This is a genomic window from Okeania sp. SIO3I5, assembly GCF_010672085.1.
GTDB lineage: Bacteria > Cyanobacteriota > Cyanobacteriia > Cyanobacteriales > Microcoleaceae > Trichodesmium.
In genome coordinates, this window is sequence record NZ_JAAHHT010000050.1 from 14,353 (window position 1) to 36,398 (window position 22,046).

At 39.7% G+C, this 22,046-nt stretch carries 21 protein-coding genes and 1 pseudogene; 10 read left to right on the forward strand and 12 right to left on the reverse strand.

The window, feature by feature from the left end:
* The 6 genes from F6K40_RS14130 to ispG all read right to left on the reverse strand — a co-directional run.
* The coding region (locus tag F6K40_RS14130) for a hypothetical protein (protein ID WP_293136852.1) at positions 1-425 on the reverse strand (425 nt) is incomplete at its 3' end.
* Between the two features lie 408 nt (positions 426-833).
* Entirely contained in the window at positions 834-1,613 is a 780-nt protein-coding gene (locus F6K40_RS14135) for a hypothetical protein (RefSeq protein ID WP_293136854.1), read from the reverse strand.
* A 408-nt stretch (positions 1,614-2,021) separates the two neighbouring features.
* Complete coding sequence (locus F6K40_RS14140) at positions 2,022-2,810, reverse strand: hypothetical protein (RefSeq protein WP_293136856.1); 789 nt, start codon at positions 2,808-2,810, stop codon at positions 2,022-2,024.
* Between the two features lie 837 nt (positions 2,811-3,647).
* Positions 3,648-4,937, reverse strand: coding sequence for a carboxyl-terminal processing protease CtpC (gene ctpC, locus F6K40_RS14145; RefSeq protein ID WP_293136858.1), 1,290 nt, complete (start codon positions 4,935-4,937; stop codon positions 3,648-3,650).
* Between the two features lie 22 nt (positions 4,938-4,959).
* Entirely contained in the window at positions 4,960-5,202 is a 243-nt protein-coding gene (locus F6K40_RS14150; protein ID WP_293136860.1) for a hypothetical protein, read from the reverse strand.
* A gap of 990 nt (positions 5,203-6,192) precedes the next feature.
* Positions 6,193-7,413, reverse strand: a complete 1,221-nt coding sequence (ispG, locus tag F6K40_RS14155) for a (E)-4-hydroxy-3-methylbut-2-enyl-diphosphate synthase (RefSeq protein ID WP_293136862.1) — start codon at positions 7,411-7,413, stop codon at positions 6,193-6,195.
* Positions 7,414-9,115: 1,702 nt separating this feature from the next.
* Between ispG and F6K40_RS14160 the strand changes: the two genes are divergently transcribed.
* Positions 9,116-13,531 (forward strand): PAS domain S-box protein, encoded by a 4,416-nt coding sequence (locus tag F6K40_RS14160; RefSeq protein WP_293136864.1) that lies wholly within the window; start codon positions 9,116-9,118, stop codon positions 13,529-13,531.
* 65 nt (positions 13,532-13,596) lie between these two features.
* On the opposite strand, the gene F6K40_RS14165 is transcribed toward F6K40_RS14160, so the two are convergent.
* From F6K40_RS14165 to F6K40_RS14175, 3 genes are all read right to left on the reverse strand, one after another.
* Complete coding sequence (locus F6K40_RS14165; protein ID WP_293136866.1) at positions 13,597-13,809, reverse strand: DUF5615 family PIN-like protein; 213 nt, start codon at positions 13,807-13,809, stop codon at positions 13,597-13,599.
* Positions 13,810-13,818: 9 nt separating this feature from the next.
* Positions 13,819-14,049, reverse strand: coding sequence for a DUF433 domain-containing protein (locus F6K40_RS14170; protein WP_293136868.1), 231 nt, complete (start codon positions 14,047-14,049; stop codon positions 13,819-13,821).
* A 600-nt stretch (positions 14,050-14,649) separates the two neighbouring features.
* Entirely contained in the window at positions 14,650-15,228 is a 579-nt protein-coding gene (locus F6K40_RS14175) for a Uma2 family endonuclease (RefSeq protein WP_293136870.1), read from the reverse strand.
* Positions 15,229-15,502: 274 nt separating this feature from the next.
* Here F6K40_RS14175 and F6K40_RS14180 point away from each other — a divergent pair, with 274 nt between their 5' ends.
* From F6K40_RS14180 to F6K40_RS14220, 9 genes and pseudogenes are all read left to right on the forward strand, one after another.
* Positions 15,503-15,859: an element excision factor XisH family protein gene (locus tag F6K40_RS14180; RefSeq protein ID WP_293136908.1), complete on the forward strand. Its 357-nt coding sequence runs from the start codon at positions 15,503-15,505 to the stop codon at positions 15,857-15,859.
* Positions 15,847-16,185 (forward strand): XisI protein, encoded by a 339-nt coding sequence (locus F6K40_RS14185; protein WP_293136872.1) that lies wholly within the window; start codon positions 15,847-15,849, stop codon positions 16,183-16,185. The genes F6K40_RS14180 and F6K40_RS14185 overlap by 13 nt, the downstream gene beginning before the upstream one ends.
* A gap of 56 nt (positions 16,186-16,241) precedes the next feature.
* Positions 16,242-16,475, forward strand: a complete 234-nt coding sequence (locus F6K40_RS14190; protein ID WP_293136874.1) for a hypothetical protein — start codon at positions 16,242-16,244, stop codon at positions 16,473-16,475.
* The gene (locus F6K40_RS14195; protein ID WP_293136876.1) at positions 16,468-16,854 is read left to right on the forward strand and encodes a type II toxin-antitoxin system VapC family toxin; all 387 of its coding nucleotides are present in this window, start codon (positions 16,468-16,470) and stop codon (positions 16,852-16,854) included. The genes F6K40_RS14190 and F6K40_RS14195 overlap by 8 nt, the downstream gene beginning before the upstream one ends.
* A 138-nt stretch (positions 16,855-16,992) precedes the next feature.
* Entirely contained in the window at positions 16,993-17,280 is a 288-nt protein-coding gene (locus F6K40_RS14200; protein ID WP_293136878.1) for a type II toxin-antitoxin system TacA family antitoxin, read from the forward strand.
* A gap of 109 nt (positions 17,281-17,389) precedes the next feature.
* Positions 17,390-17,623 (forward strand): annotated as a pseudogene (locus F6K40_RS14205) (GNAT family N-acetyltransferase); the annotation flags it as partial.
* 155 nt (positions 17,624-17,778) lie between these two features.
* Positions 17,779-18,075, forward strand: coding sequence for an element excision factor XisH family protein (locus F6K40_RS14210; protein WP_293136880.1), 297 nt, complete (start codon positions 17,779-17,781; stop codon positions 18,073-18,075).
* Complete coding sequence (locus F6K40_RS14215) at positions 18,032-18,199, forward strand: element excision factor XisH family protein (RefSeq protein ID WP_293136882.1); 168 nt, start codon at positions 18,032-18,034, stop codon at positions 18,197-18,199. Before F6K40_RS14210 ends, F6K40_RS14215 begins: the two co-directional genes overlap by 44 nt.
* Positions 18,184-18,513, forward strand: a complete 330-nt coding sequence (locus tag F6K40_RS14220) for an element excision factor XisI family protein (RefSeq protein WP_293136884.1) — start codon at positions 18,184-18,186, stop codon at positions 18,511-18,513. The genes F6K40_RS14215 and F6K40_RS14220 overlap by 16 nt, the downstream gene beginning before the upstream one ends.
* A 198-nt stretch (positions 18,514-18,711) precedes the next feature.
* On the opposite strand, the gene F6K40_RS14225 is transcribed toward F6K40_RS14220, so the two are convergent.
* From F6K40_RS14225 to F6K40_RS14235, 3 genes are read right to left on the reverse strand one after another with little or no spacing between them, the layout of a single operon-like run.
* The gene (locus tag F6K40_RS14225) at positions 18,712-21,318 is read right to left on the reverse strand and encodes a tetratricopeptide repeat protein (RefSeq protein ID WP_293136886.1); all 2,607 of its coding nucleotides are present in this window, start codon (positions 21,316-21,318) and stop codon (positions 18,712-18,714) included.
* Positions 21,311-21,433, reverse strand: coding sequence for a hypothetical protein (locus tag F6K40_RS14230; RefSeq protein WP_293136888.1), 123 nt, complete (start codon positions 21,431-21,433; stop codon positions 21,311-21,313). Before F6K40_RS14230 ends, F6K40_RS14225 begins: the two co-directional genes overlap by 8 nt.
* Positions 21,430-21,903, reverse strand: coding sequence for a eukaryotic translation initiation factor 3 subunit E (locus F6K40_RS14235; RefSeq protein ID WP_293136890.1), 474 nt, complete (start codon positions 21,901-21,903; stop codon positions 21,430-21,432). Before F6K40_RS14235 ends, F6K40_RS14230 begins: the two co-directional genes overlap by 4 nt.
* Between the last annotated feature and the right edge of the window lie 143 nt (positions 21,904-22,046).

Genomic DNA, 22,046 nt, shown 5'->3' on the forward strand with positions numbered 1-22,046 from the left:
GATGCAGCTCTTGTGGGAGAAGTATAAGAAATTAGAACAGATTCACCAACATTAGCTATCGAACCAACTCCCCGTAGGAAAAAACTACCTAACCTCTCTTCAAAACCAGGAGCAGCTGTATCAGGTCCTCCTCCTTTTGATGATGCAAAAGCTTGTACACGATCTGAAGAGCCAACCGCCTCCAACTTGGGGAAAAGTCCGGCATCGGGTAAACCATCCTGGTTACGATCAATGCCAAAAGTTACACCCAAGGATGAAAACTGATTTGAAATTGGCATATTATCTACAGCTAGACTTCCATCAGGAAATTTGCCATCTACAGGTTCAAAGTTAATCAGAGCTGCTGCACTAACTGAATGATTGGGCCATACACACACAGAGGTTGCTACCGCAATACCCATCAATATTTGTTTGATTGTAGCCATAATTATTTCGTCAAAAATACAAAGTTGACATAGAGGAGTGTTATTTTTTTTCCTCTGTTAATCTCTTTGTCTAAGGTTTTGACTTTTATGCACCTAATAGAAAAAATTTCCGTAGTGGCTAGACACTTATGCAATGGTGCGCTGCAACGGATTACTGAATACCTTTGACAGCTTACAGCAGTTTTCCTGCACGGCAGACCACAGTAGGGACGTTCCATGGAACGTCCCTACGGGGTTTTGGTTCTGACGATGTGGTTCATCGATCTGAAAAACGCTGTAAATTTTCGCTGTAAATACGCACCCTACTCTATCTGAAATTTCTTTACCAGAATAATATTTATTCTTCTCTCAGTAGGGGCAAATAGCCGTTTGCCCCCCAACTAAATTATTGATACTGAGGGTTTGAAATTATTTGCCTTTCCTGAAACGATAAGCAACAGCACCAAATATTAATAAACCTATTGCAGAAGTTGGTTCGGGAACTGGAGTAGGTTCAGGTTCAGAACCTTCTACTGCCAGTGGAGAAAAGTTATCAAATGCAAGTCCAACACTATTTGTATTTCCTGTATAGACCAGGCGAACAGCATGAATATCTTTTTGTGGGCGATCAAAAGACCAAAACCAAGGAGAACTATCTAAGGCAAGATCAGTAACAACAGGGCTGACAATAGAATCAATCACGGATAAATCAGATCCCAGTGCTTGAACCTCCCATTGTTCAAATGTTCCTCCTCCGCGAGGATCAATATCCCAAATTTCAGCTGATGCAGCTCTTGTGGGAGAAGTATAAGAAATTAGAACAGATTCACCAACATTAGCTATCGAACCAACTCCCCGTAGGAAAAAACTACCTAACCTCTCTTCAAAACCAGGAGCAGCTGTATCAGGTCCTCCTCCTTTTGATGATGCAAAAGCTTGTACACGATCTGAAGAGCCAACCGCCTCCAACTTGGGGAAAAGTCCGGCATCGGGTAAACCATCCTGGTTACGATCAATGCCAAAAGTTACACCCAAGGATGAAAACTGATTTGAAATTGGCATATTATCTACAGCTAGACTTCCATCAGGAAATTTGCCATCTACAGGTTCAAAGTTAATCAGAGCTGCTGCACTAACTGAATGATTGGGCCATACACACACAGAGGTTGCTACCGCAATACCCATCAATATTTGTTTGATTGTAGCCATAATTATTTCGTCAAAAATACAAAGTTGACATAGAGGAGTGTTATTTTTTTTCCTCTGTTAATCTCTTTGTCTAAGGTTTTGACTTTTATGCACCTAATAGAAAAAATTTCCGTAGTGGCTAGACACTTATGCAATGGTGCGCTGCAACGGATTACTGAATACCTTTGACAGCTTACAGCAGTTTTCCTGCACGGCAGACCACAGTAGGGACGTTCCATGGAACGTCCCTACGGGGTTTTGGTTCTGACGATGTGGTTCATCGATCTGAAAAACGCTGTAAATTTTCGCTGTAAATACGCACCCTACTCTATCTGAAATTTCTTTACCAGAATAATATTTATTCTTCTCTCAGTAGGGGCAAATAGCCGTTTGCCCCCCAACTAAATTATTGATACTGAGGGTTTGAAATTATTTGCCTTTCCTGAAACGATAAGCAACAGCACCAAATATTAATAAACCTATTGCAGAAGTTGGTTCGGGAACTGGAGTAGGTTCAGGTTCGGAACCTTCTACTGCCAGTGCAGAAAAATTGTCAAATGCAAGTCCAACAAGACCATTTGTATTTCCCGTGTAGACTAGACGAATGGCATGAATATCTTTTTGTGGGCGATCAAAAGACCAAAACCAAGGAGAAGCTTCTAAGGGAGCAGTTTCTAAAGGAAAAGTACCAGCAGGACTGACAATAGAATCAATCACTGATAAATCAGAACCCAGTGCTTGAACTTCCCATTGTTCAAATCTTCCTCCTGGACGACCATCAATATCCCAAATTTCACCCGATGCAGCTTTTGTTGGAGAATTGTAAGAAATTAGAAGAGATATATCATTCGCTTCTTTGCTAAATCCTTGTAGGAAAAAACTACCTAACCTCTCTTCAAAACCAGGAGCAGCTGTATCATTTCCTCCTCCTTTTGTTGATTGAAAACCTGCTACAGAATCTGGGCCAACCGCCTCCAATAGGGGAAAAAGTCCGGCATCGGGTAAACCATCCAGGTTACGATCGATGCCAAAAGTTACACCCAAGGATGAAAACTGATCTGTAATTGGCATATTATCTACAGCTAGACTTCCATCAGGAAATTTACCATCCACAGGTTCAAAGTTAATCAGAGATGCTGCACTAACTGAATGATTGGGCAATACAGACACAGAGGTTGCTACCGTAATACCCATCAATATTTGTTTGATTGTAGCCATAATTACTCAGTCAAAAATGCAAAGTTTACATAGAGGGATTTTATTTTTTTCCTCTATGTTTTCTTATTATCTAAGATTTTGACTTCTATACACCTAACATAGAAAAAATTTCCGTAGTTGCTAGGTACTTATACTGCTACTACCAATGTCCAATACCAAATATCTGCTTTATTCAGTTACAAGCTTTTTGGCGATCGCCTATTACCTGCTTCAGCTTCAGTATTGCTATAACCAACCCAACAAGCAGGGGAAAAACAGTGGGAGCATCTTGCTCCCATAAATCCCATAAATCCCATCAAGCGGCACTGCTCCCATCAAGCGGTATTGCTCCCATCAAGCGGTATTGCTCCCATAAAGTGACATTGTTCATCCCCATCTACCATACAGCAGTGTTCATTTCGGTAGACCACAGTAGGGACGTTCCATGGAACGTCCCTACGGGGTTTTGGTTGTGACGATGTGGTTTATCAATCTGAAAAGTGCTGTAAAGCGAGCTGGAACCCGCTTTACTATTTCAGGACTAAGGCCATGCAAACCCAGAAACCGGGGTTTTTCGTCAATATTTATTGTTAAAAACAACGATTTATCCTAACAACCCGGTTTCTTTGCGTAAGTCCTGTATTTACCAGGACTTACGCAGAACCACTATATATGGTAGGGGCGAACGGCCGTTCGCCCCTACAGATAGTTAGGATAATTTAGTAGTTTTTGTAACAAGACTTAGGCAATCCCTACCAAGAAACCGGGTTTATTGCCCCGATATTTGTTGTTCAAACTACGAAATATCGTTCATAAACCCGGTTTCTGCGTAAGTCCTGTGTCAAAAACTATTAACCTCTAGTTACCAAACCGAGCTTTCTTATTTTGCACAGCAGCAATTTCTTGAGTCAAGATATCTAATGCTTTTGCGTATTGAGGATCGTCAATAGTACCTATTTGGTCGCGATTTTTCCGCAAAGTCTCTTTTTCTACATCTGTCAGAGACACTTCCACATCTGGTTTAATTCCCTCATGGTTAATATCGCGACCACTTGGAGTAAAGTATTTAGCGATCGTCACCGCCAACCCTGCACCTTGCCCAACACCGCGCACTGATTGCACTAACCCCTTACCAAATGTCTTAGTACCTACTAATGTCGCTCGGTTGTTATCTTGCAGCGCACCAGAAAGAATTTCACTAGCACTCGCAGAACCTCCATCTACCATAATCACCAAAGGTTTATCTGTCAAAGACCTATTATTAGCTTTCTGGCGATCCGTTACACCACTGCGGTTAACAGTAGAAACAATATCTCCGCGATCGAGCCACATCCTAGCAATTTCTATACTAGCATATAGCAATCCACCAGGATTAGAACGTAAATCTAGAATATAACCTGATACATTCTGACTTTCCAAATCATCTATTGCCTCTCGCATTTCACCAGCAGCATTGGCACTAAATTGGTTTAAGCGGATATAACCGACTTTGCCTAAAGAACTATCTTGCTGAGAATACTTAACAGGATGAATTTCAATTTTTGCCCGAACAATGGGAAACTCTATTTCCTGATTTTCTCGTTGAATAGTTAAAGTTACTTGACTACCAATTGGACCGCGAATCAGACTTACTGCCTGATTAATATCCATTCCTTCAGTGCTTTGACCGTTAATTTTGGTAATAATATCTTTAGCTTGAATACCTGCTTCAAAAGCTGGAGTATCTTCTATGGGTGAAATAACTACCAATTTTTTTGTATCTTGGTCTTGAGTTAGCTGAATACCTACACCTGTTAGTTCCCCAGAAGTATCTATTTGCATATTTCTAAATTCTTTGGGGTCCATGAAGCGAGTGTAAGGATCACCTAACTTTTCTAGCATTTCCCGAATCGCATCATAAGCTTGTTCGTCACTGGTATAAGTTTGATCAAGATACTCAGTGCGAGTTGCTTTCCAGTCTACCTGATTGAAAGTACCATCTACATAAGTTTTATCGATAATCTGCCAAACTTGGTCGATTAATTCTTTAGGGTTATTATTATTTAATGATGCTTGAGAAGAAAGATGAATACCAGCACCAATCACAGTGACACCTGTTAGCATTAATGCTGTTGCACCAAGGATAAGACCACGTTTTGCTATAATCATTTTGTTTGTTGAATGAATTTAACTAACTATTAGCTTTTAGCAGCTCTGGGTTGAAATTTCCGTCTAATAAACCGGAAAGTTTAGGATGGGTTAAATCCCCTTCTAAACGTTTACTACTGACTGCTATTGCTGATTGCCTATTTAAATTTTCTGGTGGGAAGTCCCGCGCTGTAATTTTCAATTCAGTATTGGGATGAAAGCCAGAATATGATGTATTATTATCAATACAGGGGGAGGACATCACCTCTGTATCAACAGCAACCAAATTTTTTAGGCTGAAGAATCCCGTGTTGTCCTGTAAGTGCAACGTCGGGGGTATGTCAAAGAATAATTACTACATCAATAGCTATATCCAATTTAGCACATATAACTATTGCCCAGAGTCACCCTGTTCGGTAAGTTTCCAGTCAAATTTCTGTTCTAATAATCTATTGATAAATATTATGATAAATATTAAGGGATAGAAATTTGACAATTTACCTTTTTACTCTCCATTTAGTTGTTCTCAACTTTATTTTTAGGCATCTAAAATTATGATTTGTTTGTAAAGTTATTGAATATTTTTTTAACTATCTATACTGTCTATACTGTACTATTTATATTTAGAGACTGTCGATCAGACTAAAGATTAAGAGAGCCAGAATTTTTAATTTCTCTAGGTTAGGAAAGACTTTTTCCAACTAACAATAAACAACAGGATATATTCCCGCCTTTTCATGTTGTACAGTAAAATTAATCCTACAGGAAGATTTAACTTTACATTTAACAAACAGTTTTTTCGATCCACCTTAATTATTAATAATCAAAATAGTATCTGAGTCACTAGAACTATCAATTACAAGCTTTTGTTAAACTCAATCAAACTAATAAATTGTCATATTATCTGTATCCAAATTAACTAATTTAGATTCCAGATAATTGATAAAATTGAATGTTTAGCTTAAATTTGTTAGATAATTAATTTATTGCTCTGCTGATTAAATATCAAAGCATTTACCGATAAAGGTTTTAGCCATTTTAAGTCGTGAAAAAGTACCAGTTTTTAGGTTAAAAAAGCTAAAAAATTCAGGACTTTGGGGTAACTATGGCAAAAAAATCAAGGAAAAATTATTTCTCCCACACTTCCCACACTTCCCACACTTCCCACACTTCCCACACTTCCCACCCTCCCCACACTTTGCTTTTTTCAGCAAGCCCTAATTAATCTGGGAGTGCAATATAAATACACTCCCAAAACTAACAGCTCAATTATAAACTACGGTTCGACCCAACGCCCATCAGCTTTAATTAAATTAATTAATTCTTCCACTCCTTGGGATTCGTGGACTTTCTTAATTTCTTCCCGCCCACGATATAAGGAGATATAACCAGCTTGCTTACCTACATAACCATAATCCGCATCTGCCATTTCTCCTGGACCATTAACAATACAACCCATAACGGCAATATCCAATCCTGTTAGGTGTTTTGTTGCTTCCCGCACTTCATGCAAAACATCCTCAAGATTAAATAAAGTGCGACCACAGGAGGGACAAGCTACATATTCTACCATTGTTTTCCGCAGACCCAAGGCTTGGAGAATACTGTAACAAACTGGAATCTCTTTTTCGGGTGCTTCAGTTAAAGACACACGAATAGTATCCCCTATTCCTTCTGCTAAAAGTGTGCCAATACCAGCAGTAGACTTAATTCGACCATACTCTCCATCCCCCGCTTCTGTCACACCCAAGTGTAGGGGGTAGGCCATACCTAGTTCATCCATCCGCTTAACCATCAACCGATAAGCAGCTAACATTACTGGCACCCGTGAAGCTTTGAGAGAAATTACCAGATTATAGTAGTCTAGAGATTCACAAATTTTGATAAATTCTAGAGCAGACTCTACCATACCTTCTGGAGTGTCCCCATAAGTAAACAGCATTCTTTCCGCCAGGGAACCATGATTAACTCCAATGCGCATAGCTTTGTCTTGGTCTCTGAGAGAGATTACCAAAGGTTCTAGAGTTTGGCGAATTTTATCACCTATTTCTTCAAATTCTACTTGGGTATATTCGTTTCTGCCAGTTTGTGGCTTTTCAAATACATATAAACCAGGATTAATTCGCACTTTATCAACGTGCTTGGCTACTTCCAGGGCGATTTTCATGCCATTATGGTGAACGTCGGCAACCAGTGGTACAGGTTTGTAGGTTTCTGCTAATTTCTGTTTGATTTCTGCTAAAGATTTGGCATGGGCCATACTAGGAACAGTAACACGGACAATTTCACAACCTATTTCATGTAAACGCTGAATGGCCGCTACGGAACCGTCCACGTCAAGGGTATCTTCGTTGATCATTGACTGGACTACGACTGGATGGCCACCACCAATGGTTATATCACCTACTTTGACGGGGCGAGTTTTTCGCCGATGGATAGTTGTATCAAAGGCAGGTTGATTTATAGGGTTTTCGGTTGGGTTTAACAGGGTTTGCATAATATATCGTTTTATTTCTGTAGCGAAAGGCTCAGTAGTTTATTGTTTTCTGTATTTCAGCTTGCCATATAATTGTCACGTATAGCGTTTTTATTTGAGATGCGGAAACCGAGTCCTCTGAAAAAGGGAATAGGCAATAGTTCATTAATGGATAATGGATAATGGATAATTGATAATGATAATTACCTCTCTCTAAAAGGGAGAGGATTGGCGCTCAAGGAATCGAATTATACCGCTTTAAAAAAGAATGCTACAAAAAGGTACATCTTGATCGGATATGCTTAAAAGTAGCTGCTCCAATTTATAACAGACAGCTATATAATTTTTCCCCCTTTTTTTTCAATATTTCCCCCTTCTCTCGTAGATAACTAAAGCCTTCTTCTTTTTTATGACCAAAAAATAAGATTACAGCAATGCATGAGGATGGTGAGGTATACTTAAAGGTTAATCTATATCCTTGCAGTTCAGCCTTCAAGACTGTAACAACCTGGAAGGTTGAACTGCCAAAATTACTAATAGGTTTCCAGCTTTTAACAAAAAAAATTTTGTACCTCACGCGCGGGCGTGAAACTGCTGTAATAGTCTCCTTTTTCAAGGGGATGAAAAAATATTCGCCATAAGTATTTCAATCCTCCTAATTCAGCCAGAGGTACTGATTGATAACTGATAACTGAAATGCTACTCCTGTTGCATGCAACGTCCCTACCTTATGTAAAAAATGTAAAAAACATTAGACTTCTGGCACAAGTCAGGGAATAGGGAATAGCGGTGCAACCCCGCGACGACGACAGCTCGCTTGCGGAACGCGCACTCCTGTGAGGGAATAGGGAATAGCGGTGCGACCCCGCGACGACGTTTTGCTGACGCTTTCGCTCCGCTTTTCATGTCGGCTCTTAGCCGAAACGCTGCGCGACATGTTTGCGGAGCATTCCCTATAAGAAAAAGCAAAGCTCCTCTGCAAGAGGCAAGTCGCTTGCGGTCGTTAACGCAGTTTCCAGAAGGGTGGGATGGCGAGGAAACCCGAAGAATGCAGAGCCGCTCCGCTAACGCCATATCCAATCGACCAAGAGAGGGAAGGCGCACTCCTGTGAGGGAATGAAATTGTTGATTTGAGATCTTGAATTGATTTCATTTTTTATTTTTGGAGATGTCTATTTATCAAACAGGACTGAGTCGCGCAACCCCGCCAAGATAGGCTTTCAGACTTACTAGCTTCTGCCTTAAAAACAGTAAAATTGATTATAGGACTGAAGGAAAAAAAATACTTGATATTCTGGAATTAATAAACTCCCTAAATAGAAGGAAAAAAATACTTAATATTTGGGATTAATAAGCTTCCTCAATACTAGACTATATGCTTCTAATTTGATTTCCTAAAATATCTTGGTTGTGTTTTTTTTTCGCAAAAAGACTTCTCCAGAAAAGAGGAAACAGGGAATAGGCAATAGGGAACAGAGGGGAGTAATTGATAATTAATGGATAATAATTGATTCTATTTTTGATTTTCGGAAGTGTTTTGTATACGATAGACTAAAATAGTTTGATTTTGTAGCTAAACTGAACTAATATTGTTAGATATCCTTGAGTAGCTAAAAAAAATTATAGTTAAGCATAAATGCTCTCTCCAAAGATCAATTTCCTACAAATATTTTCATAATTGTTATTAAGCAAAAAATATCAAAATAATTAGAAGAGGATCAATATGGACGATCAAGTTAATGTCTCAAAACTCACAAACCTAGAAGCAGTTAAGCCAGAAGTGGAACAATTACAGGAGAAGAAACTGATGCAGGTATCTATAAAAATTCTTGAAGATAGAGAGCAAAAGAAAAGTTTATTGGAAGTTTTAGCATTACAAATTTGTCAATGTCAGAATTTAGAGAAAATTTTTAATACTACAGTTACAGAAGTACGTGGTTTATTAAATAATGAACGGGTAATTATTTATCAGTTAAACTCGGATGGTAGTGGAAAAGTTGTGGCTGAGTCAGTAGTTGACGCTCAGTGGTCTATTTTAGGAAGAACTTTTGTCGACCAATATTTTCAGGAAAACTTGGCTGCATATTATCAACAAGGTAGAATACAAATATTTACAGATATAGACACTGCTGAATTAACTCCTTGCTATGCTAAATTGCTGGAGAATTTTCAAGTTAAAGCTAATTTAGTTGTACCGATATTACTTGAAAATAATCAACTTCTGGAAACAGGTAAGAAAACAAATTATTTTTCACCCTATTTGTGGGGATTATTGATTGCTCAAAATTGTTCATCTCCCAGAAATTGGGATTCTGCTGATATTGAATTATTGCAACAATTATCAACTAATTTGGCTCTAGCAATTCAGCAAGATTTTTTATTAAAAAAAATAGCAGCAGAACAGGAAGAAAAAAGCAAGTTAGAAGCAAATTTCAAGGAATTAAAAAAACAGTTAGAAATAGAAGATTGCGATCGCGTATCTGATTTGGTAAAAACTGAAAATGCTTTGGTAAATCGTGAAGAAAAATCAGGTTTACCTAGAGATGGTGTGAGAGATTATGGCATTTTTATGTTGGATAGTAAAGGCGATATTATTAGTTGGAATCCAGAAATAGAAAAAATTACTGGATATACACAAACAGATATTCTTGGTAAGAATTGTTCTTACTTATTGTGTGAGGCAGATATTAAACAAGGTAAAGTTCAGCAGTTATTAGAAAGAGCAGTTAAAACTGGGCGATATGAAGGGGAAGAATTAATAGTTAGAGAAGATGGTAGAAAAATTTGGTGTTATACCATTATTACAGCTATTAATGATAGCTTGCAAAATTTTTATGGCTTTACTGTAGTGACTCGCCACATCACAGAAAAGCAAGAACAAGAAATCAAGTTAAAACTGTTAGAAAAAGCTATTTTTTCTAACAGCAAAGGTATTACTATTACAGATACTAATCAAGGGAATAATCCAATTATTGATGTTAATTCAGGTTTTGAGAAAATCACAGGTTACTCAGTAGAAAAAGCGAGGGAGCAGAATCCTCATTTCCAAGCAAATGAAGAAACTAAAAAATCCGCTTTAGAATGGTTACGGGCATCTCTAAAAGCAGGAGATCGCTGCTATACAACTTTGAAAAATTATCGGAAATATCTGACAATTTTTGCCAATGAACTAAATATTTATCATAAGAGAGATGAGCAGGGAAAACTTACCCACTATCTGGGAGTGCAAAAAGATATTACAGAAAAGGTAGAAACAGAAATTGATCGCGATCGCTTCTTTGCTCTCTCTATTGATATGCTCTGTATTGCTAACTTTGAGGGTTACTTTATCAAATTAAATCCTGCTTGGGAAAAAACTCTGGGTTATACTCAAGAAGAGCTATTATCTCAAGCTTTCTTGAACTTTGTTCATCCAGAAGATCGCGAATCTACTCTAGCAGAATTAGATAAAATTACCAAAGGTAGCAATACAATTCATTTTGAAAATCGCTATCGGTGCAAAGATGGTAGCTATCGTTGGTTAATGTGGAATGCTACAACTGAACAAAATAAAGCTTATGCGGTTGCGCGTGATATAACTGAGAGCAAAGAAATTGAGCAAGCACTGAAAAAAAGTGAAGAAAGATTCCGCACTGTTGCTGATTTTACTTATGATTGGGAATATTGGATTAACTCAGAACATAAATTTATCTATGTTTCCCCATCCTGCGAACGCATTACTGGATACACTAAAGAGGAATTTCTCGAAAATTCCAACTTGTTAAAAAGCATAGTTCACCCTAAAGATTGGCATATAGTCAAACAATATTTTGAGGAAATTTTTGAGAAAAACAACACATACTCAATGGATTTTCGGATCATTACTCAGAGGGGTGAAACAAAGTGGATCGGCCATTGTTGTCAGTCTGTTTACAGTCAAGATGGGCGTTGGTTAGGTAGACGAGTGAGTAACCGAGATATTAGCGACTACAAACAAATGGAAATTTCCTTGCGAGAAAGTGAAGAGCGTTTCCGGAGTATTTTCAATCGAGCAGAGGTGGGTATTATTCAAGTAAATGCAACAGGAGAGTTGCTGTTATTTAACCAAAAATTTGTTGAGTTAGTAAAATATTCACAGGAGGAATTAGGGCATAAAAAACTTGCAGATATTATGCATCAAGAAGATTTTCCTACTTATAAAAAACAGGTAGAACAAGTGTGGGCAGGCAAAATGGAAGCTTTCTCACTCGATCTACGTTGTATCTGCAAAGATGGTCTCACGGTATGGATTAATATTAGTGTTTCCATAATTCGGAATGTTGTAGGCAGGGCAAAATATTATATGGGAGTGATTCAAGATATTAATAAGCGCAAGCAAACTGAACAAAGACTTCAAGAAAATCAGTATCTGTTCAACCATGCAGAAAAACTTGCTCATCTTGGTAGTTGGCAATATGATCCCCTTACAGAAAAAACTACTGGTTCAGATGAACTTTTTCGCATCTTTAGTCTACCATCCGAACAGTCTTTGACTTATCTAAAAATGTTACAATGTTATTATCCCGAAGATGCTAAATATCAACAAAGACTTCTAGAACAAGCGATTCAAGAAGGCAAACCCTACAGTCTGGAAGCACGAATCATCTGCAGAAATGGCAATACACGAGATATTTTTGCTAAAGGGGAACCCGTAATTAACGAAAAAGGTGAAGTTATCAAATTATTTGGTACAGTTCAAGATATCACAAATCACAAACGAGCTGAATCAGCGTTGCGAGAGAGTGAGGAAAGATTTAGATTGATGGCAGATAGCGCTCCTGTACTGATTTGGGTTTCGGGAATTGATGGCAAGTACGATTACTTTAATCACATCTGGTTAAAATTTACCGGGCGTACTTTGGCAGAAGAACTAGGTGATGGTTGGTTGAAGGGATTACATCCAGAAGATTTAGATTACTATTTGAAGAGCTACAGGAATGCTTTTCATAGTCGCCAAAACTTTCGGATAGAATATCGTCTGTGCCGATCTGATGGGGAATATCGATGGGTATTAGCTCAAGGTGTACCTCGGTTTACTGACTATGGTGAATTTACAGGTTATATTGGTTGTTGTATTGATATTACTGAGAGCAAGCAAAATCAAGAAGAGTTACAGTTATGGGTGAATGAACTGGAATTGCGCCATCAAGAAATGGTGTTGTTGGGTAAAATGAATGAGTTTTTGCAGGTTTGTGCTTCTGCAAACGAAGCTGAAAAAATGTTGGGGGATTTACTTAAACCTTTGTTTCCTAATTGTTGTGGGAGTGTCTTTAGGATGATCACTGGAGAAAATTTATTGGCAATGGTAGCAAGTTGGGGTGACTGTACTCCTAATTTGCCAATTTTTACTCCATGCCAATGTTGGGCATTACGGCGAGGACGGATTCATTTAGTGGAATCAGATAGCAGCAGTTTATTTTGTCAACATATAAAGGTTGTTGCCTCTCCAGCTAAATCTTTATGTATTCCCATGATGGCACATGGAGATATTGTGGGGTTAATACAGTTAAGTGCTATGAAACCAGAAGCTTTGACTGAAGCAAAGCAACAATTAGGCCGCGCTGTGGCAGAGAATTTAGCATTGGCACTGGCGAATTTGGAGTTACGAGAAACCCTGAAAAACCAAAGTATTCGTGATGCTCTGACAGGTTTGTATAACCGTCGCTATTTGGAAGAGTTTCTGAAGCAAGAAATTCACAGGGCAAAAAGAAATAAAGATTCGGTAGGGGTTATTATGATTGATATTGATCACTTCAAACGATTTAATGATAATTTTGGTCATGATGCTGGAGACTTGGTAATTGAGGAAGTGGGAAAAACTCTAATTAATGCTGTGCGCAAGTCAGATGTTGCTTGTCGTTATGGTGGAGAGGAGTTAACGTTGATTTTACCTGGTGCATCTGTAGAAGAAACTCAAAAACGAGCTGAAGAAATTCGTTTGGCAATTAAAGAGTTACGTTTGCGTTATCGGGAGAGTGCTTTAGATTCTATTACTGCTTCTTTTGGCGTTGCTTGTTATCCTCAACATGGGAGAACATCTGATGAGGTAATTCAAACTGCGGATGCTGCACTTTATCGTGCTAAGAAGCAGGGGCGCGATCGGACGGTTGTTGCTGAATAGCATTTTAAGCAGGGGAGTAGGGGAGTGGAGGAGATTGAAGTATAGTTACAAAGTATCCACTCAATTCACTCTCCATTTAATGCAACTAGCATTGAGAAATCTAAATCGAAAGAGACGATCGCTCTATTCTCCTGACGGCAAAAATTGAGGATTTCTTCATCAGAAGCGTTGGCAGGTAAAACATCGGGAACGCGAATAAGATCCCATCCCTGCTGTTGCAATGCGCTAACGGTTTGGGGCGAAATATTCATGTCTGCCATTAATCTAATTTGAGTCACAAATCCTCCTCATGCGGTAGGAATATTAACAGTGCGATCATAAACTGCCCAAGCCGCATCTTCTAAAACTTTTTCTATATCTTCTGCTTCCAATTCGGGATATGCTTCGAGAACTGCTTCAATAGATTTTGTGCTAGCCAACATTTTGATGACAAAGCCGACTGTTATCCGCATATTCCTTATTCTTGGTTGCCCCAGGCAAATTTTGGGGTCGATCGCTATTCGGTCAAAATTTTCCATTGTTGATTTCTCCTTGGTTGATGTTTTTGAATTTTCCTACTGTTAACCATTATAACTGTATCATAATACCATAGCAATTTTCCCTTGGATTGATATATCTAAAATGATGGAATCAACGTAGGTTGGGTTGAGGAACGAAACCCAACAACCATAAAGGCCGTGTTGGGTTTCACTTGGTTCTACAAGAGCCTACTGATAACTGATAACTGATAGACTCTTAATCCGTATATCCGTGCCATAATCCGTGTGAGCTGCCCTCAACCCAACAACCATAATGGGCGTGTTGGGTTTCACTTGGTTCTACTGGACTGTTTCATCTTAAATGGTGCAATAGGCTTTTTTCTCCCTTACCACCTTGTCTTCCTTGTCCTCCTTGTCTTCCTTGTCTTCCCACAACCTAAAATAATCATGCACAGTTTTAGCTGAAACATTCCACTACAAGGGCTTACTGATAACTGATAACTGATAACTAATTGCTGGATTCTTAATCCGTATATCCGTGCCATAATCCGTGTGAGCTGCCCTCACTCAGCCCAACAACCATAACGCGCTGATAACTGACAACTGATAACTGATAAGCCGTCACATATCCTACTATTTCTATTCCTCTACTTCCTCCAAAACTACGTCCTCATAAAGCATCTCAATGGGAAAGCTAAAATCTACAGAAGTTAAGGTTACTTCGTCACCTTCCCCATAATTATAAATTTCCCAAACACCATTTTCGTTAGGTCGAAAACACTCTACTGTCATCTCTCGCGCATCAATTAAAACATATTCTTTTAAAGTAGAAATATTGCGATAATTTTTAAATTTTTTGCCCCTATTAAAAGCTTCAGTTCCTGGAGATAAAACCTCCACGACTAAGCAAGGGTGATAAATAACTTTAGTAGCACGTCGGTCTCTTTCATCGCAAGTTACCATGACATCAGGATAATAAAAAGGCCCTTCTTCGGATACTCCCACTTTGACATCTGCCATTAATACTTTACACCCTTTACCCCGCAGATGAGTTTTTAAGGCCGTCGCCAAATTAAGACTAACCTCATTATGAGGAATAGTTCCCCCAGTCATGGCAAAAACTTGACCGTTCATGTATTCATATTTAATCGGTTGTTTTTCCTCCCAGTCAAGGTATTCTTGGGGAGTCATTGGAACTGGTTTGGGGATTGCTACCATTGTTTTTCTCCTGGTAATTGAGGTTTTGATTTGATTTTAACATATTGGGAAACAGGGTTCTATAGCTCTTGTTTTCTGGCAAATAGATCGAGCGATCGCTCTATTTCTCCAAACCATTGACAATCTGGATAGGAAGAAGTAGACTAAAAAAATATTATTTAAACAGTCCTTAAAAAGTCGAGTATAATTATGATTTGGAAGGTAAAATAAAGTGCCAGCAAAAGATATCTACCACGAGGTTGTCAAAACTGCTTTAACTAAAGATGGTTAGACAATTACTGACGATCCATTTCGGATTCGTCTGGCGCGAGGTCGAAATTTGTTCGTCGATCTCGGTGCTGAACGATTGTTAGCAATGGAACGAGATACAGAGAAGATAGCTGTTGAGGTCAAAAGTTTTACACGACCATCCGACATGAAAGACTTAGAAGAAGCAGTGGGGCAGTTTGTTGTTTACGAGCGTTTACTTATACGTCATGCCCCAGAGCGAACCCTATATCTTGCCGTTACAGAAGAAACGCGGAAAAGAGTTTTTGAAGAGGAAGCTGGTCAAGTTATGCTAGAAGATGGCATTATTAATCTTGTTACTTTCGATCCTATTGAGGAGGTAATTGTTCGATGGATACTCTGAAAGCTAAATATCGTTCTGCCGTGGAAAAAGTCTTGTGCGACTACGCAGAATTTCTTGGCAGCGATGATGAAGTTCAAATGGAGCTAGTTTTTGACCCCAATCATAATCGCTATCTTCTAGTTGAAACCGGCTGGCAGGATGGCTATCGCATTTATGGGACGCTACTGCATTTGAATATTATTGATGATAAAATCTGGATTCAGCACGATGGCACGGAAGATGGTGTGGCAAATGAACTGGTTGCTGCTGGCATCCCCAAAGATTGCATTGTTCTAGGATTCAGAACTCTACAAGAGCGTAAACTGACAGAATTTGCAGTTTGTTAATTGGAATAAGCGATATAATTGAATTTTAGAATTATTGTTTGATTACAAGATAAATTATGGAAACCATTCGCAAAGTAGTCTATGTCGGGAGCGATCGCCAACTGGAAATTAGTCTGCCCGATACTGTAGAACCGGGTTTAGTAGAAGTTGTGCTGGTAGTACAGTCTTTACCGCGAGTAACAGAAGTTTCTCAAGAGGGGGAGGAAACTTTAGACCTTTTTGGCTTTTTGCCAAAACGGGTAGATCCTCTTGAATTTCAACAAGCATTAAGGGCGGAGTGGGATGAATAAATACTTGCTAGACACTAATATCTTGATCTATTACTTCAATGGAGAAGAGATTGTCCGACCAATCTTTGTTGACATTCTCGCTGATAAGACTGTAGGTTATTACTGCCCTTTAACTTGGGTTGAATTGCTATGTTATGCCTCTTTGAGCGAAAGCGAAGCTAACAAAATGCGAATTTTTTTGAGAAGGTTGATTTCGGTAGCACTTACAGAAACAATTTTAGACGGGGCGGCTGAGATTAGACGGAATTTTCGGCTCAAGCTACCAGATGCCTTAATTGCTGCTTGTGCTATTCAAGAAGATTGCACCCTAGTTACTCGTAATACTAAAGACTTCCAAAATATTCTGGGATTAAAGGTGTGGAATCCTTTCGTTTCATAAGTCTGGGTTTTTGGTAACAATCGCTCTTGTTTTCTGGAAAAGAGCGATCGCTTCTTTAAATAGTTGACAATTTGAAGTGGAATAAGTAAAATATAATAATTGTTCTTTGAAAAAAAATCGTTAAGCAGGTGAAATATTATGTCAGCAACGACAAATACTGAGAAAACGAATATAACTTTGACTCTGGAACCAGAGCAAAAAAAACTTTTAGAAAAGACTGCTGCTTTGAGATGTTTGACTGTCAGCGAGTATTTGCTACAACTGGCTTTGGATATTGCGACTGAGGAAATACAGGGACCAGAAGTAATTGCGGTGAGCGATGGCGACTGGGAAATAATAGAGTCGGCAATTTTGAATCCACCTGCTGCTAACGAAGTTTTGAAGGGAGCAATTAACGAGCATCAGCAAGAATATGGGAAGTGGTAGTTATAAGTTGGATAGGACTTACGCATGAACGCTATTGGTAGGGTGTGTTAGCGGCAGCGTAACGCACCAATACTATATATAGTGCCTTTGCGTAAGTCCTGTTGGATTTTCTTGCCTTTGGATGGCAGCATCACTTCAGTTATCAGTACCAGCAATGAGAATAGGAAAGTTAGCTGTAGATAAAACTATGCAGGGTAGGGGATTAGGTAAGGTTTTGTTGATGGAATGCTTTAAAAAAGCTGTTCTTCTTTCTTCGGAAGTGGGGATATTCGCGATCGCGGTTGATGCTTTTGATGAGGAAGCTAAGGCTTTTTATTTAAAATATGGCTTAATTCCTCTATAAGACAATCTACTTTCGCTGTTTATTCATAAGAAAACAATCTTGGCTGTTTTGGAGTAGGCGATATAGCTGCCGCGAGGCTCCGCACTGTTGACAATCTGGGAACGAAGAAGTAAACTATAAGAGCTGTTTTATTTTATTGTTAGCAGTTTTAATTAATGTCTAGACGGGATGATTTGCATTTGCCACTACGTCGCACTTTAGAAAAAGATGGGTGGACTATTACCGACGATCCGTTCATCTTAGTGTTAGGAGAAACGGCATTAAAAGCAGATTTAGGAGCTGAAAAGTTTTTTGCAGCGGAAAAGGAAGGACGGAAAATTGCTGTGGAAATAAAAGGCTTTGATTCCCCTTCACCTATTAACGAATGGGAAAAAACACTCTTGACAACTTCAGCTTTACCAATTAGTTTTGGAGCTTCAAGAACCAGAAAGACAGCTATTTCTAGCTATTAGTCAAGCCACACACCTTGAACATTTCCAAAAACAAATTTTTCAGCTAGTTGTCCAGCGTAATAGAATTAATTTATTAGTTTATAAACCAGAACAGGAGGTTATTGTTCGATGGATTCCTTACTAAATTATTCAGATATTCTGAAAAAAACTGTACAAGAAGCAAGTCGCGACCAACCAAGTGTACAGCAGATCAGGCTATATCCTGTTTGTGATTTTGATTCCGGTCACTTCCTTGTATTGGCGACAGGTTTAGATAAGCAAGGTTGGAAAGATTTCATTCTCTTTCATGCTCGTGTGGTCGATCACCAAGTTATTATTGAAATGGATAACTTTGAGGATGGGTTAACTTCTGCGCTTATTGACGCTGGTATCCGAGCGGAGGATATCATTACCGGTTTTAATTATCATACATCTGTAATTGCAACAGTTTTTCCATAATATTTGAGATTGGAGTCAATCCAAAATTTTCTGAATTTTTATAGCTATTATATCATGTCCGGTTGAATAGTTATAAATAATTAGGGAGGAGACAGGAGAAAAGAAGGTACCAGGAGAAAGAAGTGTTTTTATCACGCTCTTATCCGGACATAGTATAACTGATAACTGAAATGACTGCTGATAACTGATAACTGAAACCTAGCTCTCCATCTGCGATATTATCCGCAAACTCCTTTCATCAGATAATTCCCCTTGCCGATTTTCGTTGAGGACTTGCTGCAAAAATGTTAGATAATTCTGCCAACCAGTCTTAGTATTGGGATGCTCTTCTCCTAGTTGTGAAAGCAAAATCACCAAAGCTTCTAAAAACAAAGATTCTGCTTCTATGTATCGCCCCTGGGAGGAGTAGAAAGCTGCCAGGTTGTTGAGACTGGTAGCAATATCTGGATGTGCGGACCCTAGCAGTTGCTTTCTCATTTCCAAAGCTTCTAAATACAAAAGTTCTGCTTCTGTGTATCGCCCCTGAAAGCGGTATACTTCTGCCAGGTTGTTGAGACTGGTAGCAATAGATGGATGTGCTAACCCTAACAGTTGCTTTTTCATTTCCAATGCCTCTGTAAACAAGGACTCGGCTTCTGTGTATCGCCCCTGGGAGGAGTAGAAACCTGCCAGGTTGTTGAGACTGGTGGCAATATCTGGATGTGCTAACCCTAACAGTTGCTTTTTCATTTCCAATGCCTCTGTAAACAAGGACTCGGCTTCTGTGTATCGCCCCTGGGAGGAGTATAGTAATGCCAGGTTGTTGAGACTGGTGGCAATATCTGGATGTGCGGACCCTAGCAGTTGCTTTCTCATTTCCAAAGCTTCTAAATACAAAGGTTCTGCTTCTGTGTATCGCCCCTGGGAGGAGTAGAAACCTGCCAGGTTGTTGAGACTGGAGGCAATATCTGGATGTGCGGACCCTAGCAGTTGCTTTCTCATTTCCAAAGCTTCTAAATACAAAGGTTCTGCTTCTGTGTATCGCCCCTGGCGGCAATAGAGTTCTGCCAGGTTGTTGAGACTCGTGGCAATAGATGGATGTGCGGACCCTAGCAGTTGCTTTCTCATTTCCAAAGCTTCTAAAAACAAAGGTTCTGCTTCTGTGTATCGCCCCTGGGAGAAGTAGAGAGTTGCCAGGTTGTTGAGACTTTGGGCAATATCTGGATGCGCCGACCCTAGCAGTTGCTTTCTCATTTGCAGTGCTTCTAAATCCAAAGGTTCTGCTTCTGTGTATCGCCCCTGAGACTCGTAGAGTAATGCGAGGTTGTTGAGAGTGGTAGCAATAGATGGATGTGCCGACCCTAGTAGTTGCTTACTCATTTCCAAAGCTTGTAAAAACAAAGCTTCTGCTTTTGTGTATCGCCCCTGGAAGTAGTAGAGTAATGCCAGGTTGCTGAGAATGTTGGCAATATCTAGATGTGCCGACCCTAGTAGTTGCTTACTCATTTCCAAAGCTTGTAAAAACAAAGCTTCTGCTTTTGTGTATCGCCCCTGGAAGTAGTAGAGTAATGCCAGGTTGTGGAGACTGGTAGCAATATATGGATGTGCGTTACCAAACCGACTTTTCGTAATAGCCAAACATTTCTCACACCAAGGTTTAGCTGACGGATAAAACCCCTGACCTTCATAGAATCTACCCAAACCAAGAAAAGGCAACATTAAATCTTCATCCTTTAACCAGTCAGTCAAATTTTCTCCAACTTCCTCAATATGGGGAATAGCAGATTCAACCGCTAAAATATCCTCCCGAATAGGTGTCTCAGGAATTTCTTTTGCCACTGCCACCATCACCTGACAAATACGCCGTTTCATTTCCTCAACGGAGTCAGACTCAGACAACTTACCCCTAAAAAATGCTCGAATCAGTGGATGCAGCTCATAACTTCCTTGACTCACCCGTTGCAACAAATTCAAATTTACCAACCTATCATCTCGCAAATCCTCCAAATCTTCCTCATCCACCTCCGGCAAACATCCTGCCACCCAAGACCAACGAATCGCCGCTGGAGCAAACAGACTCAGCAAACGCCCCAACTCCCGCTCATTCTCATCCAACTCTTCCCAACTCAACTCAAACGCTGCCACGAGATCCCGTTGGGCAGTCATATCTTTAGACTCTCGTTCCAATGACTTATGTTCTAAGCGTTTAGACTCCAACCGCTGCCGCACTTTCACCAAAGATAAATCCGGTTTGCGCTCCAAATAACGCGCCACCAACTCCAACCCCAAGGGCAAAAATCCCAAATCTGCACACAACCCCTTTGCCTCTTCTAGTTCCCGTTGTATTCGAGTCTCCCCAACAAAAGAAACCAACAAATCCAAAGCTGCCCCCTCCTCCAGCACCTCCAACTCTAACTTGTGGAAAGACTGCCCCAACCATTGGCGACGGGTAGTTATCAAGACTTTAAACCGAGGTTCCGCAGGAGGCAGAAAATTAGAAATCTCCTCATAGTCTGCCACATCGTCAAAAATTACCAAGACATCACCCTGGTGCCAGTTGCGCCAACAATAACGAATCTGAGTTTCTAAGTCGTAATCCTCTGGAGGATTTAAGTTGAGTTTCGCCTTAGCAAAACTAATAATCTCAATCCCCACATCCACCCCTCGCGATCGCAACCAGCAAACTCCACCGGGATAAGTCTTTAGCTGGAGGTGATAGTGAGCATATTGGAGAGCGAGTTCCGTTTTGCCGATACCACCCATACCAGTAATAGAAGTTATCGCCACTCGTTCTGTTTTTTGTAGCTGCTCGTAGACTTCATTCATTGCCTCCGCGCGACCAACGAATTTCTTCGCGCCAGTCCAAGGCAGGTTTTGCGGAATGCCTTCTGGCAGTTGGGGACTTTCCTTTGCCGGTTCCCATCCCGGCGACTCCAGTCAAATCTTGACACCACCACTTATGGTATTGTGCTGAAAGACTCCTCTTATATCTCCAGTATTACCTGAAACACCCCCACTAATAGTCGTTTCCTGAAACAAAGCATTAATTTTCTCAGCAGTTACTCCTTGAGACTTAATTTTCTCAAAGTCAGATTCAAGATTTTTAACATATTCAGGATTTTCCTGTTTAGCAGCTTCAAACACATCAATAACAGCTTGCGTAACTTCCGAGTCTTCATTAGCAGCAACTTCCAACTCTTGTGCTGCCTGATAAAAATCGACATTAGAAGCTTCTGTTTCAGCAGATTTCAAAATAGGCAAAATTCCCGCAGGTTTTTTGCGTATAACTAGCCAAAACTTTTCCACCCGCTCCAAAGTATTTCCCGCTAAACTGTCCCCAATCTTTCCCACATATCTCGTTACAAAAGGAACAGTAACTAGAGCTGCTAGGCCAATTTCTGTAGGTCCCATATTCTATACTCCTTATTAATTTGTTAATAATTATAGCGTTTTTCAGTAGGCGTGAGGTACATCAACGATCCCCCTAAATCCCCCTTCTCAAGGGGGACTTCCAGTTCCCCACCTTCTCAAGGGGGTTAGGGGGGATCTAATAT

Coding starts and splice junctions, on each gene's coding strand:
- F6K40_RS14135 (WP_293136854.1), bottom strand. CDS start 1,613: ATGGCTACAATCAAACAAATATTGATGGGTATTGCGGTAGCAACCTCT.
- F6K40_RS14140 (WP_293136856.1), bottom strand. CDS start 2,810: ATGGCTACAATCAAACAAATATTGATGGGTATTACGGTAGCAACCTCT.
- ctpC (WP_293136858.1), bottom strand. CDS start 4,937: ATGATTATAGCAAAACGTGGTCTTATCCTTGGTGCAACAGCATTAATG.
- ispG (WP_293136862.1), bottom strand. CDS start 7,413: ATGCAAACCCTGTTAAACCCAACCGAAAACCCTATAAATCAACCTGCC.
- F6K40_RS14160 (WP_293136864.1), top strand. CDS start 9,116: ATGGACGATCAAGTTAATGTCTCAAAACTCACAAACCTAGAAGCAGTT.
- F6K40_RS14170 (WP_293136868.1), bottom strand. CDS start 14,049: ATGGAAAATTTTGACCGAATAGCGATCGACCCCAAAATTTGCCTGGGG.
- F6K40_RS14175 (WP_293136870.1), bottom strand. CDS start 15,228: ATGGTAGCAATCCCCAAACCAGTTCCAATGACTCCCCAAGAATACCTT.
- F6K40_RS14185 (WP_293136872.1), top strand. CDS start 15,847: ATGGATACTCTGAAAGCTAAATATCGTTCTGCCGTGGAAAAAGTCTTG.
- F6K40_RS14190 (WP_293136874.1), top strand. CDS start 16,242: ATGGAAACCATTCGCAAAGTAGTCTATGTCGGGAGCGATCGCCAACTG.
- F6K40_RS14195 (WP_293136876.1), top strand. CDS start 16,468: ATGAATAAATACTTGCTAGACACTAATATCTTGATCTATTACTTCAAT.
- F6K40_RS14200 (WP_293136878.1), top strand. CDS start 16,993: ATGTCAGCAACGACAAATACTGAGAAAACGAATATAACTTTGACTCTG.
- F6K40_RS14210 (WP_293136880.1), top strand. CDS start 17,779: ATGTCTAGACGGGATGATTTGCATTTGCCACTACGTCGCACTTTAGAA.
- F6K40_RS14220 (WP_293136884.1), top strand. CDS start 18,184: ATGGATTCCTTACTAAATTATTCAGATATTCTGAAAAAAACTGTACAA.
- F6K40_RS14225 (WP_293136886.1), bottom strand. CDS start 21,318: ATGAATGAAGTCTACGAGCAGCTACAAAAAACAGAACGAGTGGCGATA.
- F6K40_RS14235 (WP_293136890.1), bottom strand. CDS start 21,903: ATGGGACCTACAGAAATTGGCCTAGCAGCTCTAGTTACTGTTCCTTTT.